13 protein-coding genes, 1 tRNA gene and 1 pseudogene are annotated in these 15,801 nt (G+C 35.4%); 8 read left to right on the top strand and 7 right to left on the bottom strand.

The features are described 5' to 3' along the window. Nucleotides 1-78 precede the first annotated feature (78 nt). Nucleotides 79-585, top strand: coding sequence for a single-stranded DNA-binding protein (locus tag AFK68_RS31850; protein WP_094678157.1), 507 nt, complete (start codon nucleotides 79-81; stop codon nucleotides 583-585). Nucleotides 586-1,025: 440 nt separating this feature from the next. On the opposite strand, the gene lipB is transcribed toward AFK68_RS31850, so the two are convergent. Next, nucleotides 1,026-1,685 carry a lipoyl(octanoyl) transferase LipB gene (gene lipB / locus AFK68_RS31845; protein ID WP_094678155.1) on the bottom strand — a complete coding sequence of 220 codons (660 nt, stop codon included), beginning with the start codon at nucleotides 1,683-1,685 and terminating at the stop codon, nucleotides 1,026-1,028. 1,245 nt (nucleotides 1,686-2,930) lie between these two features. On the opposite strand from lipB, the gene hpf reads away from it, so the two are divergent. Further along, on the top strand, nucleotides 2,931-3,566 hold the full coding sequence (hpf, locus tag AFK68_RS31840) for a ribosome hibernation-promoting factor, HPF/YfiA family (protein WP_094678153.1): 636 nt from the start codon (nucleotides 2,931-2,933) through the stop codon (nucleotides 3,564-3,566). A 384-nt stretch (nucleotides 3,567-3,950) separates the two neighbouring features. On the opposite strand, the gene AFK68_RS31835 is transcribed toward hpf, so the two are convergent. Then, nucleotides 3,951-4,409, bottom strand: a complete 459-nt coding sequence (locus tag AFK68_RS31835) for a peroxiredoxin (protein ID WP_094678151.1) — start codon at nucleotides 4,407-4,409, stop codon at nucleotides 3,951-3,953. A gap of 793 nt (nucleotides 4,410-5,202) precedes the next feature. Here AFK68_RS31835 and AFK68_RS31830 point away from each other — a divergent pair. Together AFK68_RS31830 and AFK68_RS43740 are read left to right on the top strand one after the other, a co-directional pair. After that, the gene (locus AFK68_RS31830) at nucleotides 5,203-5,403 is read left to right on the top strand and encodes a hypothetical protein (RefSeq protein WP_094678149.1); all 201 of its coding nucleotides are present in this window, start codon (nucleotides 5,203-5,205) and stop codon (nucleotides 5,401-5,403) included. A 50-nt stretch (nucleotides 5,404-5,453) separates the two neighbouring features. Next, nucleotides 5,454-5,585, top strand: coding sequence for a hypothetical protein (locus AFK68_RS43740; protein ID WP_256386697.1), 132 nt, complete (start codon nucleotides 5,454-5,456; stop codon nucleotides 5,583-5,585). A gap of 37 nt (nucleotides 5,586-5,622) precedes the next feature. On the opposite strand, the gene AFK68_RS35895 is transcribed toward AFK68_RS43740, so the two are convergent. From AFK68_RS35895 to AFK68_RS31815, 3 genes are all read right to left on the bottom strand, one after another. Further along, on the bottom strand, nucleotides 5,623-5,811 hold the full coding sequence (locus AFK68_RS35895) for an element excision factor XisH family protein (RefSeq protein ID WP_371357645.1): 189 nt from the start codon (nucleotides 5,809-5,811) through the stop codon (nucleotides 5,623-5,625). Nucleotides 5,812-5,964: 153 nt separating this feature from the next. Further along, nucleotides 5,965-6,108 carry an element excision factor XisH family protein gene (locus AFK68_RS31820; RefSeq protein ID WP_094678147.1) on the bottom strand — a complete coding sequence of 48 codons (144 nt, stop codon included), beginning with the start codon at nucleotides 6,106-6,108 and terminating at the stop codon, nucleotides 5,965-5,967. A 1,550-nt stretch (nucleotides 6,109-7,658) separates the two neighbouring features. Beyond that, on the bottom strand, nucleotides 7,659-8,726 hold the full coding sequence (locus AFK68_RS31815; RefSeq protein WP_094678145.1) for a diguanylate cyclase: 1,068 nt from the start codon (nucleotides 8,724-8,726) through the stop codon (nucleotides 7,659-7,661). A 426-nt stretch (nucleotides 8,727-9,152) separates the two neighbouring features. On the opposite strand from AFK68_RS31815, the gene AFK68_RS31810 reads away from it, so the two are divergent. The 3 genes and pseudogenes from AFK68_RS31810 (at nucleotide 9,153) to AFK68_RS31800 (ending at nucleotide 12,017) form a co-directional block, all read left to right on the top strand. Further along, the gene (locus tag AFK68_RS31810; RefSeq protein ID WP_094678143.1) at nucleotides 9,153-10,256 is read left to right on the top strand and encodes a permease; all 1,104 of its coding nucleotides are present in this window, start codon (nucleotides 9,153-9,155) and stop codon (nucleotides 10,254-10,256) included. Nucleotides 10,257-11,002: 746 nt separating this feature from the next. Then, nucleotides 11,003-11,682, top strand: a pseudogene (locus tag AFK68_RS31805) (TIGR03943 family protein); the annotation flags it as partial. 5 nt (nucleotides 11,683-11,687) lie between these two features. Next, nucleotides 11,688-12,017, top strand: a complete 330-nt coding sequence (locus AFK68_RS31800; RefSeq protein WP_371357646.1) for a TIGR03943 family protein — start codon at nucleotides 11,688-11,690, stop codon at nucleotides 12,015-12,017. 1,148 nt (nucleotides 12,018-13,165) lie between these two features. Here AFK68_RS31800 and AFK68_RS31790 read toward each other — a convergent pair. Next, the gene (locus tag AFK68_RS31790; protein ID WP_094678159.1) at nucleotides 13,166-13,783 is read right to left on the bottom strand and encodes a metal-binding protein; all 618 of its coding nucleotides are present in this window, start codon (nucleotides 13,781-13,783) and stop codon (nucleotides 13,166-13,168) included. Between the two features lie 113 nt (nucleotides 13,784-13,896). Here AFK68_RS31790 and AFK68_RS31785 point away from each other — a divergent pair. After that, a tRNA-Val gene (locus AFK68_RS31785) sits at nucleotides 13,897-13,968 on the top strand. Nucleotides 13,969-14,126: 158 nt separating this feature from the next. On the opposite strand, the gene AFK68_RS31780 is transcribed toward AFK68_RS31785, so the two are convergent. Next, nucleotides 14,127-14,333, bottom strand: a complete 207-nt coding sequence (locus AFK68_RS31780; RefSeq protein WP_094678137.1) for a hypothetical protein — start codon at nucleotides 14,331-14,333, stop codon at nucleotides 14,127-14,129. Between the last annotated feature and the right edge of the window lie 1,468 nt (nucleotides 14,334-15,801).

The raw sequence follows: 15,801 nt of genomic DNA, 5'->3' as shown, positions 1-15,801 counted from the left end.
AAATGAATATTCATTAGATCAAACTTTATCTTCCTTATTTCTTGGTTCAAAGCAAATTAGTCTTAGTCAAAAATAAAAATGAATAGCTGTATATTAATGGTACAAATTATTAAAGATCCAGAACTTCGCTACACAGCAGATGCTCAATTACCAGTAGCAGAAATGATGGTAGAATTTCCTAATATAGGAGTTGATAATAAACCTGCGGTACTAAAAGTAGTAGCGTGGCAAAATTTAGCTCAAGAAATTAACGAAAAATATCATGAAGGCGATTATATAATTGTTGAAGGTCGGTTGAATATGAATACTATTGACCGACCAGAAGGATTTAAAGAAAAACGAGCCGAATTAACAGCCTCCAGAATCTATCCTATTCGTCCTGAAGCTATGACTGAAGATGGGAATCAAACATACACAAAAAGACCCAATAATAGAACTATGACTCAACAGGAACCTCAAGAAAAAAACTATAATAATGTTGTAAATTTAGAGTCTCGTCGTAGTTCCGTTGTTAATCAAGAATCAACTCCAAATTTTCAAGAGGAAGACTCAGCACCCGACGATTCTGATCCTATACCTTTTTAATTTTAAAAGATAAGTATTCAGCTTTTAACAGTCAGCTAGTGCCACTACGCGGAAGTTAAAATTCATGCATTTAAAAGTCAAAAGTATTGGTTAAGAAAGCTTTTAGGATTTTGTAACTGGTTAGTTATTTCCGCTATCCTGCACTAGCCTCCTGGGTCGTAACTGCGTTAACAGCAAATTATGAATAATTCTTTCTAAGCTTAAATAACTTTACTTGAGCAATAACTTTTAATTCTTTCTCAATTTCTCAATTGCTTTTACCTTCTCCTCTTATCAATATAGCAATCCTAAATAGGTCGTAACAAATCCAAAAGTAAATAAAAAAAATTCAACTCCCACCTGTTGTCTTCTGGAGCTGTTTCCTCAAAAAAAGTAATATTTTTGACAGGAATAAAATAGGATTGCTATGGTTGATAGCTAATAGCTGATATACTTAATGCTTACTTTTGAAGTGGTAAATAATTGAACTTAACTCCAAATACTTGAGCAAAAGCATTAACTAATTGGGGTAGCACTTCATCTATAGTAATGCTAGGTAAAAATTCAGCCAGACTACCTACAGGTTTATCAGAAATACCACAAGGTACAATTCTGTAGAAACCAGTCAAATCTGGACAAATATTGAGAGAGAAGCCGTGCATAGTTATCCAACGGCTAACTTTAATTCCAATTGCTCCTACTTTTCGACCCTCCAACCAAACACCTGTTAAACCTGGATATCGTTTACCCTTAAGACCATAGACATCTAAGACTTTTAGCAATACTTCTTCGAGTTGTCTTAGATACCAATGTAAGTCTTGCTGATAATGCTTTAAGTTGAGGATTGGATAACCTACCAGTTGACCTGGACAATGGTATGTCACTTCCCCCCCTCGCTCTACTCGGTGGACTTCGTATTCATTTTCACTAGGATCGAATTTGAGAAAATCTAATTTGGCTCCTTGTCCCAATGTATAAACTGGTGGATGTTCTAATAGTATGAGGACATCGGGTAATTCTGGACAATTACGACGTTGTTGGACAAGAGATCGTTGCCATTTTAAGGCCAATGAGTACGTTGTTAGTCCTGGACAAATTAACTGGCAAGTTTGAGAAGTCATTTATTAGATTAGGCAGTAGGGAATAGGGAATAGGGAATAGGGAATAGTAAACTGTCAAAGGGTTTCACGATTTAGAAATGTTCTAACCTTAATGCGTAGCGCTATATAACAATCCTATTTTAGGGAATAGGGAATAGTAAACTGTGCNATCGGGTAATTCTGGACAATTACGACGTTGTTGGACAAGAGATCGTTGCCATTTTAAGGCCAATGAGTACGTTGTTAGTCCTGGACAAATTAACTGGCAAGTTTGAGAAGTCATTTATTAGATTAGGCAGTAGGGAATAGGGAATAGGGAATAGGGAAGTAAGGGAGTAGTAAGGAGCGTAATTATTACACTTCTCTGCTTTTGGCTTTTGCGTATAGATAGGGCTTGCTGATTAAATCTCAAAGCATTAATACTATTTCTCAAAAACTTTTCTACATTTGATTGAAGTAGGGGAGCGGGGGAGGTAGGGACGTTGCATAAGGGCGTCCGTACAAAAAAGAATAATTAATGCACTCATAGTGCTCAAACTAACAAAAAAGTAATTAAACTAAGGTAATTACTTAATAACTGAAGTGTTATCCAAGGTCTTGCGTTAATGCATGGGAATTGGTATATACAGATAAAGGTATTAGTCTTTTTAGGTCTTGAAAAAGTACCTAGTTTTCAGCTCTTTATCGTCAAAAATTAGCATTTTGGGCGCATAGTTGAGCAAACAAATTACTCCCCTGCTCTCCTACTCCTGAAAAAAGACTTTTTCAGCCAACCCTAGTGTCGCTACGCGGAAGTTAAAAGTCATGCATTTAAAAGTCAAAAGTATTGCTTAGTAAGGCTTTTAGGATTTTGTAACTGGTCAGTTATTTCAGCCATCCTGCACTAGATAACTAGACTATTTCTTGATTTTTCTTTTGAGAAAGCAACTGAAATAGATTCCTGGCTTCTCAAATATAACTACTATCTTTGTTGATAACAAATAAAGAAAATATAAAAACTAAAATATAACGATTCATATTGCTAATATCAAGTCTCATTAACTAGCCGTAATAAAAATCTTCTTCTCTCAAGTGCAAAAAGAGACATGATATAACCACATACTGCTAATTATCCAAAAAATCAAGACTAATTTTAGTGAAATTAAGGCAAAAAAAGTCAAGAAATGTCAAGGGATGCAAAGGATTTTAAAGAGAAGATGTTGGGGAGAATACAAAGTGCTATTCTATAAAGTAATAGTAAGCCCAAACACAATTCGGAGGGAGCTTATGAAGCTTGTTATCCAGGGTAAAAATATAGAAATAACCGATTCTATTCATGAGTATGTCAATCAAAAAATTGAAAAAGCAGTTAATCATTTTCAACAACTCACCACAGAAGTAGATGTACATCTGTCAGTAGCTAAAAATCCACGCATAAATCCTAAGCAAACAGCAGAAGTAACTATCTACGCAAATGGTACAGTCATTCGTGCCCAGGAAAGTAGCGAGAACTTGTATGCTAGTATTGACTTAGTAGCAGATAAAATTGCGCGTCAACTGAGGAAGTATAAAGAAAAGCGTCAATCTAAGGTAAGTAAAGAAAAGACTGCTGAGGCAATTCAATCACAACCAGTTGTAGAGAATTTAATTGGCGATCGCCAACCGGAGCTACCAAATGAGGTAGTACGGACTAAATATTTTGCTATGACTCCGATGACTGTAGAAGAAGCCCTGGAGCAACTACAACTTATTGACCATGATTTCTATATGTTTTGCAATTTAGCTACTGGTGAAATTAATGTTATTTACAAACGTTATCATCATGGTGGTTATGGTTTAATTCAACCACGACCTAATGGTAATGGTAATAATGGCAAAGTAAGTAATAGTGTTAGTGAGGTGGTAGGTGTTAAATCTACTTAGGTTTAAATTAGTCAGACTTGAAGTTCTTGACAAATTCCTGAATGATTTATTCCTATAATTATATTTAGCTTTAGTCTTGACTTAATATTATCATGTCTTTACTAAAGCTAAGTAGCTAAGTGACTTCCAATTTAAAAATTATCCCAAAATACTTTGTGGGCAAGATGCTTATCTATAAGATATGGGATAATTTATTTGGCGTTGCTGAGTGGTAATTATTTTTAGATTAAGTATCAAGGAAAAACATAAGTTTTCCGATTTTACCTTTTTCACCTTCAGCTACTGACCATTACATTTCAGCAACGCCATTTATTTTTTTAGTTTTCTTGAACAAAAGTTGAAATAAGCGGTAAGCGCTCAAAAATCAGAAAAGCTTATGGCTAGTTAAACAGATATAGCTTTCAATGTTTTTAAAGCTTCTTTAACGTGAGCATCAAAGTCAAGCATAGAGTCAAAGATATGACGAATAATTCCTTCTTTATCTATGACATAAGTAACTCTACCTGGAAGTATCCAGAGTGTAGCAGGTACATCATATAATTCTCTAACTTTGTTGCTCTTATCAGATAAGAGAGTAAAGGGTAAATTATATTTAGCCGCAAATTGTTTGTGAGATTTTTTCGAGTCTCCACTAATACCAATCACTTCAGCATCAGCATCTGTAAATACCTGATATTTGTCTCTAAATGCACAAGCTTCCTTGGTACATCCAGGTGTGTCGTCCTTAGGATAAAAGTAAACAACAACATTTTTCTTACCCAGGAAGTCAGAGAGAGAAACTTTAGTTCCATCTTGGGATGATAAGGTAAATTCGGGTGCTTTGTCTCCTACTTTAATTGTCATAGTTAATATTGTGGGTTAAAGATTATTGGACATAGTGTTAACTTTTGTTATCTTAGCTTAACAAATCTCTATTTCTCTTATGACTTATTCAGTACCTCGTGTTCAAGTAGAAGACTTGAAATACAGAAGCACTAACTGTATTTTTTAAATTGATTTTAGTTTCTACAATATTCACTCTAAGATGAGAAATTATTACTATTTTTAGTTGAATAAAAAGTCATGTGTATGGGCGAGTAACACCAGCTAAATTTTATAGTATCAGAAAAATTGTCACGAAGCAAGAGAAAATCTTTTGACGCGCGATTTTTTTAGGTAGGAGCTTCATANGTATCAGAAAAATTGTCACGAAGCAAGAGAAAATCTTTTGACGCGCGATTTTTTTAGGTAGGAGCTTCATAAAATGAAAATGTTGGTGGGTTTCCACTGAGGAAGGATAAATGGAAAAATTTGATGAGGGAAAATAATTATTTATGGAAGCTTCAGAAAATGAAAATATTTCTGGTATTGTTCCTGGGAAAATGCCTGAATATTTCATTGCCTGTTGGAGGTAAGCAAGTTTGATTGAATAAAAAGTCATGTGTATGGGCGAGTAGCACCAGCTAAATTTTATAGTATCAGAAAAATTGTCACGAAGCAAGAGAAAATCTTTTGACGCGCGATTTTTTTAGGTAGGAGCTTCATANGTATCAGAAAAATTGTCACGAAGCAAGAGAAAATCTTTTGACGCGCGATTTTTTTAGGTAGGAGCTTCATAAAATGAAAATGTTGGTGGTTTTTCACTGAGGAAGGATAAATGGAAAAATTTGATCAACAGAAAAAACAGAAGAAATGGATTGAGCGTTCGCGAAGCGGAACGGAGTTCTATTCCCTTTTGATATTTCATCCTTTTCAGCAGATTCTAAATTTTCAAAATTTAGAAAAAAAGCTGAGTGCTGAAAGCTTATCTTTATCTGAGGAAGCAACGGAAGATTTTTCGACGCGCCGAATTTTTTAGAAGCTGCATAAAATGAAAATGTTGGTGGTTTTCCACTGAAGGAAGGATAAATGGAAAGATTTGATGAGGGAAAATCCATATTTACGGAAGCTTCAGAAAATGAAAATATTTTTGGTATTGCTCCTGGGAAAATTCCTGAATATTTCATTGCCTATTGGAGGTCAGGAAGTTTGATTGAATAAAAAGTCATGTGTATAGGCGAATAACACCATCTAAATTTTATAGTATCACAAAAATTGTCAGGAAGTAAAGGAAAATCTTTCGATGCGCAATTTTTTTCAGGAGCTTAAAGGTCTCGTAAGCTGCAAGAGGAATAGCGAGGTATAGTATTCGCTCTGGCTCTTCTGCATGAAGAGCAAAGCGATAATTCAGAAATTGCCGAAGGTTTGATAAAGGTTTTAATTTCAACCGCTATTCTTTTTCCATCTTTATTCTGCTGCTAAAAGTCTTTCTGCTGCCAAGTCAATATATAGCGCTGTGCTCCGGGAACAGGCAACAGGCAACAGGCAACAGGGGGAAGAAATTGCCGATAGTATAAGACTTTGAGCTGCTTGGCCCCTACTACAATTTGTAAATATACCAGCGCTCATTGCTATAAATTTCAACTTCAGCAAAATTAATGTAGAGAGGATCGTGGGTAATATTCCAAGCCTCCTTTTGTAAAGCAGATTTTACTGCATCATGGAAAGTATCCTTTGCTGCCATAGTATTTTTCTGTATATCAGGAGTTTTGGGTATTTGAAAATGCTTTGTTGTTGCTCACAATTACAAAATTACCGAATTATTAATTATTAATTATTAATAATTAAATAATTCTGGTTTAAAGCCTCCCCTTGGATAGGGGAAAAAGTGCTAGGATATTTCCTCATCTTCAATCAAGAGCGGTTTTAACCAGAGGTAATTATCAATTATCAATTATCAATTATCAATTATTGAAGACCTATTTAGGATTGCTATAGCAATATTACTTGAGTTGTGAGATATTGTAGACTTTTACGAAATAAGAAATAGGGAAGATATAAGAAAGAAAAAACTAATAGATATGGGAATCCTCTAATCGGTTGTAGTATTTTGGTGGTAGGGGCAAATCGCGATTCGCACCTACAAAAGTCATAATTTTAAAGGTTTTCAGCTAATATTTTCCTATATACTGAGCAGTTTTGATTTAGTCAAGCATTTATCAATTATAGAAGGCTTGGTATGACATTTCAATTACCCTAAATAATAGGGTGCATCTCATATTTGCCAAAATACTTTTTCCCTATTCCCTATTCCCTAAAAGCGATAAATTTTTGGCTTTCTTCAAAATTGAGATGCCCCCAAATAATACTGATGATATTTCAATATAGCAATCCTATTTTATCTCAAATCCGTTGGCTTCGGAGTATTATAAGAAACCGGGTTTATGAGATATAGATGTCAGTTATAGTCGGCATTTTATATAAACTCGGTTTCTACGCTTTTTTTTACACCGATACTACCGAATTTGATATTATTCGTGGNAAATCCGTTGGCTTCGGAGTATTATAAGAAACCGGGTTTATGAGATATAGATGTCAGTTATAGTCGGCATTTTATATAAACTCGGTTTCTACGCTTTTTTTTACACCGATACTACCGAATTTGATATTATTCGTGGCAAAAATTTTACTGCTTTTTAGGGAACAGGCAACAGGTAAAAGTTTCAACTTTTTTATTTACTTTTTAATTTGTCGCAACCTATGCCCGGTTTGCTATATATTAAGTAATATAAAATCCGGTTATACAGTAATTGCAAAATTACTTCTTCATTAAGCAAAGTTTTCTATTGAATATGAATTATATAATTTAATAGTTCAAATCCAATATTTCTCCTAACTCCTGTACAGGCGATTTCCGTTTGTCATGCTCCGCATTTCCTGACGGAATGCTCCGCTTTCCATGTCGGCGACAGCCGAAGTGCGTTTGCGGAGCATGACCTAGGATAGTTGTGCGCCAGCAAAANTTTCCTGACGGAATGCTCCGCTTTCCATGTCGGCGACAGCCGAAGTGCGTTTGCGGAGCATGACCTAGGATAGTTGTGCGCCAGCAAAACGCGTTTGCGACAGCATTCGGTTTGCGCAGCATTCCGCAGGAAACGAAATCGCCCCTACGACTCCTGACTCCTGACTCCTCTGCAATACGATAACTAATTACTCGGATTCTATATAATTAACAGAAACGGAAGTTTTTTTGATAATTAAAACTATTTTTTTTACTTAATGCGAAACTTTTTATTAACTATAAATAACACGATCGCGACCTGTTGTTTTAGCTTGATAAAGAGTTTGATCTGCTTGAGCAATTAACTTTTCTATAGAGCTACCCAATTGAGGTATAATAGTAGCAACTCCTAAACTTAAAGTAACAATTTTTGAGGCACAAGAAGAAGCTTGATGAATAATATTTAATGATTTAATATGAAGGCGAATTTTTTCAGCAATATAAATAGCTTCAGTAGCATTTATTTTAGGTAAAACTATAGCAAATTCTTCACCTCCATAACGAGCAACTAAATTTTCATTATTTGCCTTAGTTATCATTTGAACAGTTTGATTTATTGCCAAAGCAACTTGTTTCAGACACCGATCTCCAGCTTGATGACCGTAAGTGTCATTATAACCTTTAAAACAATCAATATCTGCCATAATTATTGATATAGATTGTTCTTCTTTAGACATTTGGAACCATTGTTCAGCTAGATATTGGTCAAATTTTCTACGATTAGCAACTTGAGTTAAAGCATCTAAAGAAGCCTGAAGCTCCAACTCTTTATGAGCTGTTTCCAACTTTAGATAAAGCTCCTGGAGTAAATTATTTGCCAATTGATGAATCTGAGATTGAGCCACAAGCAGATGATGAACATCTAAAAGTCTATAAACATTGGGTTCAATTTCAACAACAATTGGTTCGTATGCGATATCAGTTTTTCTCTGCAAAGCTCTACTACTAGCCTCCACAATTGTAGTATTTGCAGGGAGAACTAAAAAATCCGTATAAGCAAATTGATACAAAGTTTTGATAGACCTTTTCAGAAATAATTCTCTGCCAAAAGGGCGACTCAAATACTCCAAAAATCGCCGTCGGGAAATCATTCCTGAGAGCTGCTCCTCCTCCATTAAAATAACCCCTGGCAATCTTGGTTCACTTTCTAGCCTCAAAGCAGCTATTTCTCCTACTTGATTATTATCAACTTGAAAATCATATAGAGACAAATCCCGTACAGTTGACTCCTGAAATGTTGTTGACAGACAATTGTCAGGAATTGTCGAAATTAATAACTCAGAGGAAGATATATTCAACATAAATTTTAAATGTTTTGTGTGCCTAGAGAAATAGTATCTAGCTAAATAAGAAAATTATCTGATTCTAAGTAATTTAATAATCTTATTATATACTAAGAAGTTGAATGTATCAGGCAATATAAAAAAAGAAGATAGGGAACACTTAACTGGAAATAGGTATGGAGGTATGGAGGTAAAAAAACAATTATTTGTTATCAGGAACTTCACAACTAACTGATTGACTATGAATAGTCATACCTCCTCCCTCTGTAGAGTTATTTCAATCCCTTACCTTATTCAAGCTAGTTGATTGAGTTGTGAAACTTTTTTATTAATACTTATTTTACAAACAGTCTCTAACAGTGTAACTTAAATAGATGGCTAACTAGATGATGTATATCGTCTAACAATTATAAATGTAAATAACATTAAAAAGTAAATTTAAAGATGGCATCAACACTGACTAATCAGTTGAATAATTCTTTCACCCTCTTTCTCAGTTTATTGGTAGAAGCAATGCCATTTTTGCTGTTAGGGGTGATTTTTTCCGGAATATTACAATGGTTTATTGATGAACGAAAATTAATTACATATCTGCCTCAAAATCCCCTTTTAGGAGCATTTGTAGGTAGCTTAGTTGGTTTTTTGTTCCCAGTCTGTGAATGTGGTAACGTTCCAGTTGCTCGACGTTTATTGATACAAGGTGTACCAACATCAGTAGCAATTGGATTTTTATTGGCAGCTCCAACAATTAATCCCATAGTTATCTGGGCAACTTGGACCGCATTTAGAGACCAACCAGAAATTGTTGTTTTGCGAGTAGTATTTTCTCTAGTTATAGCAACAATTATTGGTTGGATATTTAGTGTACAGAAGGATATACGACAAATTCTGCAACCTACAACTGCTCGTTTATTACCTAGACCTCAACAGCCAGTTTCTCAACAGTTGAAGACTTCTCCCCTTCTACAGTCAGGAACATTTTTTTTAGGTCAATCTACTACATCTGTCCCCCTAGAGTCTATGGGACTTTTCCCAGGAGCAATGACGACACCTGTTGCTCAAGGTCAGTCTCTGGGAATTGGCAGTCAAACAACTACTAATAAAGGTCTGGGTTGGACATCTCTCTTCTTTGTTCCCGATAAACAGCGACTTTTGTCTTTATTGAATAGTATGGTGCAGGAATTAAGGGAGTTGGGAGGAGTATTAGTAATTGGGAGTGCGATCGCTGCGATAATTCAAGTTGCTGCTCCCCGTGAACTTATTCTGAATCTTGGTCAAGGTCCAGTTACTTCAATTATTGCTATGCTAGCTTTAGCAGCAGTAGTTTCTATTTGTTCGACTGTAGATGCTTTTTTTGCTTTGTCATTTGCTGCAACTTTTACCAGTGGTTCTCTATTAGCTTTTTTAGTTTTTGGACCGATGATTGATATTAAAGCTGTCGGTTTATTACTATCATTTTTTCGCTCACGAGCTGTGATTTATTTAATGATATTGGCAGCACAGTTAACATTTATTATGGCTTTACTTGTGAACTTATATTTAAGTTGAATTATATAGCAATCATATTTTAGTTGTAATATTTTAGTGGTAATTAGGAGTCATAATTCAGAATATAAAATGATTGTCATCTATCTTAATTGTTCTTAAATATCTCATAAATAATTCTTGATTACTATGCTATCTTGAAAAAATAATGTTACGAATAGTAAGGTAGATAAAAATATTTTATAGAAAATGTCTATTTAGAGATTGAATATATCAGGAAATATAAGCAGGAGATAGGGAACAATTAACTATGAAAACTTAACTGGGAACAGCCATGGAGGAAGGAAGAAATCAAGACAACTCTTTGTCACTTAAAAATCTAGGAATATATTTACCTTTCCACCTCTGGTATTTACCAGATTTTAATCTTTTGAAGTCTTACCTATTTGAGATTTCAGTCACTCTAAGCTCTCTTAATACTTGTTTGAAAAAAAGTCTCTTAGAGGGTATCTATAAATAAAATATTAAGTCTTGATGTAGAGTGGGGAGGGTGAGGCGGAAATAATCTCACAAAATCAAATAATATTTCCTAGCCGCCTTAACCCACTAAATACTAAATATTTCCAGTGTTTATTTAGATTTATCTTACAGATACCTTGTTAACAAAAAAGATGATTTACAACCTAAAAATGGCATTGAAAAATTCATTATAACTCCTGACTCCCGACCCCTAAAAATCCCTATAGCTATTTGTAAAAAACATTTATCAAATCGGTATTATCTCATCATTTACAGAAATAATTTTTGATATGAAGGCTGAAAAATCATTATTTTCTCTACTTAAACGATATGAACCTTGGTTGGATGCGACAGCAATTTTGGCTTGGGGTTTTTTGTTGATAAACTATTGGCTGACAGGAAAGTTATATATATTGATTCATCCCCGTTATTTTGGTTTAACTCTTGGCGCTGGAATCACTTTATTAATATTAGGTGGATGCAAAATATGGGAGTTATGGAATATTAGCAAAAAACAAAGACTCCCCAGTAAATTAAAACAAGAATTTAGTATAATTGAAAATCAACAACATATTAACTTATTTCCTCCTGGTTGGAGTAGTGGTTTACTATTAATATCTGCTCTACTAGCTTTAACAATTACTCCTCAAGTTTTTGCTAGTCAAACTGCATTACAAAGAGGCTTAACAGAATCTTTACCAGTAACTAGAACTCAACCTCAAGAATTTCGGACTGCAACTAAACCAGAAGAGCGATCGCTAATTGAATGGATTAGGACTTTAAATGTTTATCCAGAACCAGATGCTTATAATGGTCAAAAAGTTGAAGTAACTGGTTTTGTAATTTATCCCCATGGATTATCTGAGCAATATTTCTGGATATCTAGATTTATTCTGACTTGCTGTGCTGCTGATGCTTATCCAGTAGGATTACCAGTTAAATTACCAGAAGGTAGAAGTCGGAGTAAATANATGGATTAGGACTTTAAATGTTTATCCAGAACCAGATGCTTATAATGGTCAAAAAGTTGAAGTAACTGGTTTTGTAATTTATCCCCATGGATTATCTGAGCAATATTTCTGGATATCTAGATTTATTCTGACTTGCTGTGCTGCTGATGCTTATCCAGTAGGATTACCAGTTAAATTACCAGAAGGTAGAAGTCGGAGTAAATATCCTCAAGATAGTTGGTTGATAGTAAAAGGAGAAATGATTACTGAGGAGTTGAGAGGTCAACGTAAATTAACAATTTTGCCCATGGAAATAGAATCAATTCCTAAGCCTAAAAATCCTTATGATTATTAATATTGAATGGAGTAGGGAGTAGGGAGTAGAGAGTAGGGGAAAATTTAAAAAATATTCTCTTGAGTAAAGAAGAACGTTCCCTAAACTTTAATGTTTACCTCGATCAAAATGTTGAGCTTTTATTGGCTTTGTTGCATGAAAGTACCGATAGAGCATCCATTCCACAGCTATATCTCTCTCTTTCGCAATTATTGATGTTCTATTCATCTATTGTCCAATAGTAAGGGCTAGCAAATTAAACATCAAAGCCTTTACTGGCAAAAGTTTCAGCCTTTTCCCATATCAACATTGATGTTCTATTCATCTATTGTCCAATAGTTAGAGCAGTTTCTGCACTTTATTATTGTACATATGCCGAGCAAGTGCGACAGCTATATACTTTCATACAACAAAGTCGCTTTTATTTGACATACTCCCGACGTTGCCCTTACGGGAAAACGCGAAATTCTTCAGTCTGGGAAACCCTGACCGCTGCGCGTGACAGAGGTGATGTCGGACCCCTGTGTTGACATTGATACTAACAAAATGTACCTAGCATGTCTTGCGGCATATGAACAGCTTATGAAGGTATCCGAATCTTGGCCCTGGCTTTCCTTTATGACGCTCCCTTACCGGAGAGCTTTGACTTCCCCGAAGGGAAGTTAAAAAATTTAGGGAGTAGGGAGTAGGGGAAAATTTAAAAAATATTCTCTTGAGAAAGAAGAACCTTCCCTAAACTTTAATGTTTACCAAAAAATAAGGTCAAAAGCCTCCCTTTTTAAGGGGATGAAAAAAATATTTAACTCACTATTTAAAGCCTCCGAGTTTAGTCTAAGGCTCACTGATATAGTCATTCTGAATAAGACTGGGACAAATTTTTCTTTCCTTGAAAGGGTTTTAGGGAAAAAAAGTGTTTCATCCTTATTTGAAATGACTATAACTGATATAGTGCTACGCATTAAGGCTCTTGACATTTCTAAATCCTAAAACCCTTTATTAGTCTACTATTCCCTATTCCCTATTCCNATAGTGCTACGCATTAAGGCTCTTGACATTTCTAAATCCTAAAACCCTTTATTAGTCTACTATTCCCTATTCCCTATTCCCTATTCCCGCTTCGCGTAGCGCTATAACTGAAATGACCTCGATCAAAATGTTGATATTTTCTTTTATTTTTTACTGCGATGACGACTACCTGAAGCAACAACTTTTGAGGAACTAGATTTATGAGTGGACTTACGTTGTCGTCTTTGAAGTTTGATTTGAGGGAGTAAGCTAGATAAACCTTTAGTTTGAAAACGTTTGTAAGCAGAACTACTCCAATCACTCAGGGAATGACTCATTGCACCGAGTTCTATACCTACCAACAGAGCAATTACTTCTTGATAATGTTCGGAAAGCGATCGCCACAAACTTGCAACAAATCCTAAAGTCCTCCCTTCTGTGTTTAGTAATTCATCTATCATTAAACCCAAAACTACCAAAACTGACAATAAAGTTAACAAGTATAGTAGCCGTAGTGCAGTACCAATTATCGGTCCATGAGATAAAAAGGAGCGATGGTTAAGACTGGTTTGGTAGGGCCGCCAAAGCCACTTAAACCAACCCCAACGTTGAAATTGTCGAGAATTGATATCCAGGTCTGGGCCAAACATTAGGCCACTAAATAAAAACCCCCCAGACACAAATAAGGTTAAGTGGGTACTATGAATCAACCCAAAGCTTAACCCTGTTACAATGGGCAAACTCCACAAGGTTATCCGGTCATGGGTACTACCACTAGGCATAGGAGATTTAATGTAGGCCAAAAAATATATAACTTATATTTATCAAACTTAGCAGATAAAGGAAGATTTTTTTACTTGCATATTTAAGAATATGTGTTATATTAATAAAAGTTGGGCGGTTAGCTCAGCGGTAGAGCGCCTGCCTTACAAGCAGGATGCCACTGGTTCAAATCCAGTACCGCCCATATTAATAAAGAATAGGGTTTCTTGGTTTGTTATTATTTTGTTTTGTGTTTTTGGTAATAATGTGAGGCTAAGAAAATGTTTAGGGAGGAATTTGAGAACGGAAATATTCAAGACTGGGTTTGGTAATATAGATTTTGGTATAGTTAGGGTTAGCTGATTAAATATAAAAGCATCGACCGATAAAGGTTTGAGCAATTTTAGGTACTAATAAACTACCAGCTTTTAGGTAGTTCAGGTTTAAAAACTTAGGATTTTGGGCAAGATAGGGGAAGAAAATCAAGGGGCGATTTTTCTGACTGCCTCTTCTATAATTCCCATTCCTCCTGACTTCTAGATTCTGGATTCTGGCTTCTAACCTTACCACTTGTACTTTTTCTGCAAATCCTGTTTATATGTCTATTTTCCTTTCTACAACATTCACTCTGAGCTGAGAAACTATATTTACTATTTTTTCTTTTTTGGCTTTAAGCTTCATAAAATGACAATGTTTGTGATTTTCCACTAGGACGGAGGTGTAGATGGAAAGATTTGATCAGGCAAAAGTAAGGATTTTTAGGAGAGCGGAGGAGTTGGGGAGTATTTTTTTTTGCTCATCTTTTCCCCAAAATGCGCTCCTTTTTGAGCATAAAGAGCTGAAAACTAGGTAATTTTTCCAGACATAAAAAGGCTAAAACCTTTCTCTGTAAATGCTTTAATATTTAATCAGCAGAGCAATAATTGGTAGTGCGTCAAGGAAGTGTGGGGAGTGTGGGGAGTGTGGGGAGTGTGGGAAGTGTGGGAAGTGTGGGAAGGGTGGGAAGACGTCCGAACATTTGCAGGAATAATTGTAATTGTAGGGTGTATCTTTTTGTGCAATTCTGCCAGTCGTCCTAACTTTTTAGTCTCAAAGGCTAAAAAATTGGCACCCCCTTGGCGACCATCTGGGCGCTTAACCTTTATATATCAGTGCTTTGAGATTATATTAGCGAGCCATACGCGACNTCTGGGCGCTTAACCTTTATATATCAGTGCTTTGAGATTATATTAGCGAGCCATACGCGACTTATCCCACACTTTGCTGATGCACTACCCAATAATTATAGCAATGAGCGCTGGTATATTTACAAATTGTAGTAGGGGCAAAAGAGCTAGAAGTCTTATATTATCGGCAATTTATTTCCCCTGTTGCCTGTTGCAATAGTGCCTGTTGCCGGAGCACAGCGCTATATAAAAAGAAAATTTCCTGAATGTTTTGATTGTCTCTTAGCAAATAATTTTAGTTGAATAAAAAGTCATATATGTATACGAAAAACCCCATTTAACATTTATAGTATCATAATTTTTGTGAGAATGCAGCCGAAAATTCTGATGCGCAATTTTTTTTCAGGAGCTTCAGAAAATGAAATAAATCCTAAATAGCTTATATGAAAGCTTATCCTTTTGTGCGGGAAAAGAAAGTGTAAGGTTTTTAGAGCCTGAAGCTAAAAATATGAGAATTTTGGGCAGGCAAAGCCAGAAAAATTGAGAGACTATTCTATCTCCATCTAACTTCCCCCATTATCCTGACTTATGACTCCTGACTCCTAATACCTTCGTCATTATCTTAGGGTTTGCTGATTAAATATCAAAGCATTGACATATAAAGGTTTTAGCCATTTTATGTCTGGAAAAACTACAAGCTTTTCAGTTGATATATCTGAAAAAGTGAGTATATTGGGGTAAGGCGAGGCAGAAAAATTAAGGGACTATTTTTCTAACTACCTACTGTATAATTCCCATTTCTCCTGTACGGGCGAATGGCCATTCGCCCGTACGACTCCTGACTTCCCCTCCTGGGAGAGGTTAGGGGTGGG

Source organism: Hydrocoleum sp. CS-953, assembly GCF_002260545.1.
Taxonomy (GTDB): domain Bacteria; phylum Cyanobacteriota; class Cyanobacteriia; order Cyanobacteriales; family Microcoleaceae; genus Trichodesmium.
Note: the sequence above shows the minus strand (reverse complement) of the source record. Positions and strands in the feature narration are given on the sequence as shown.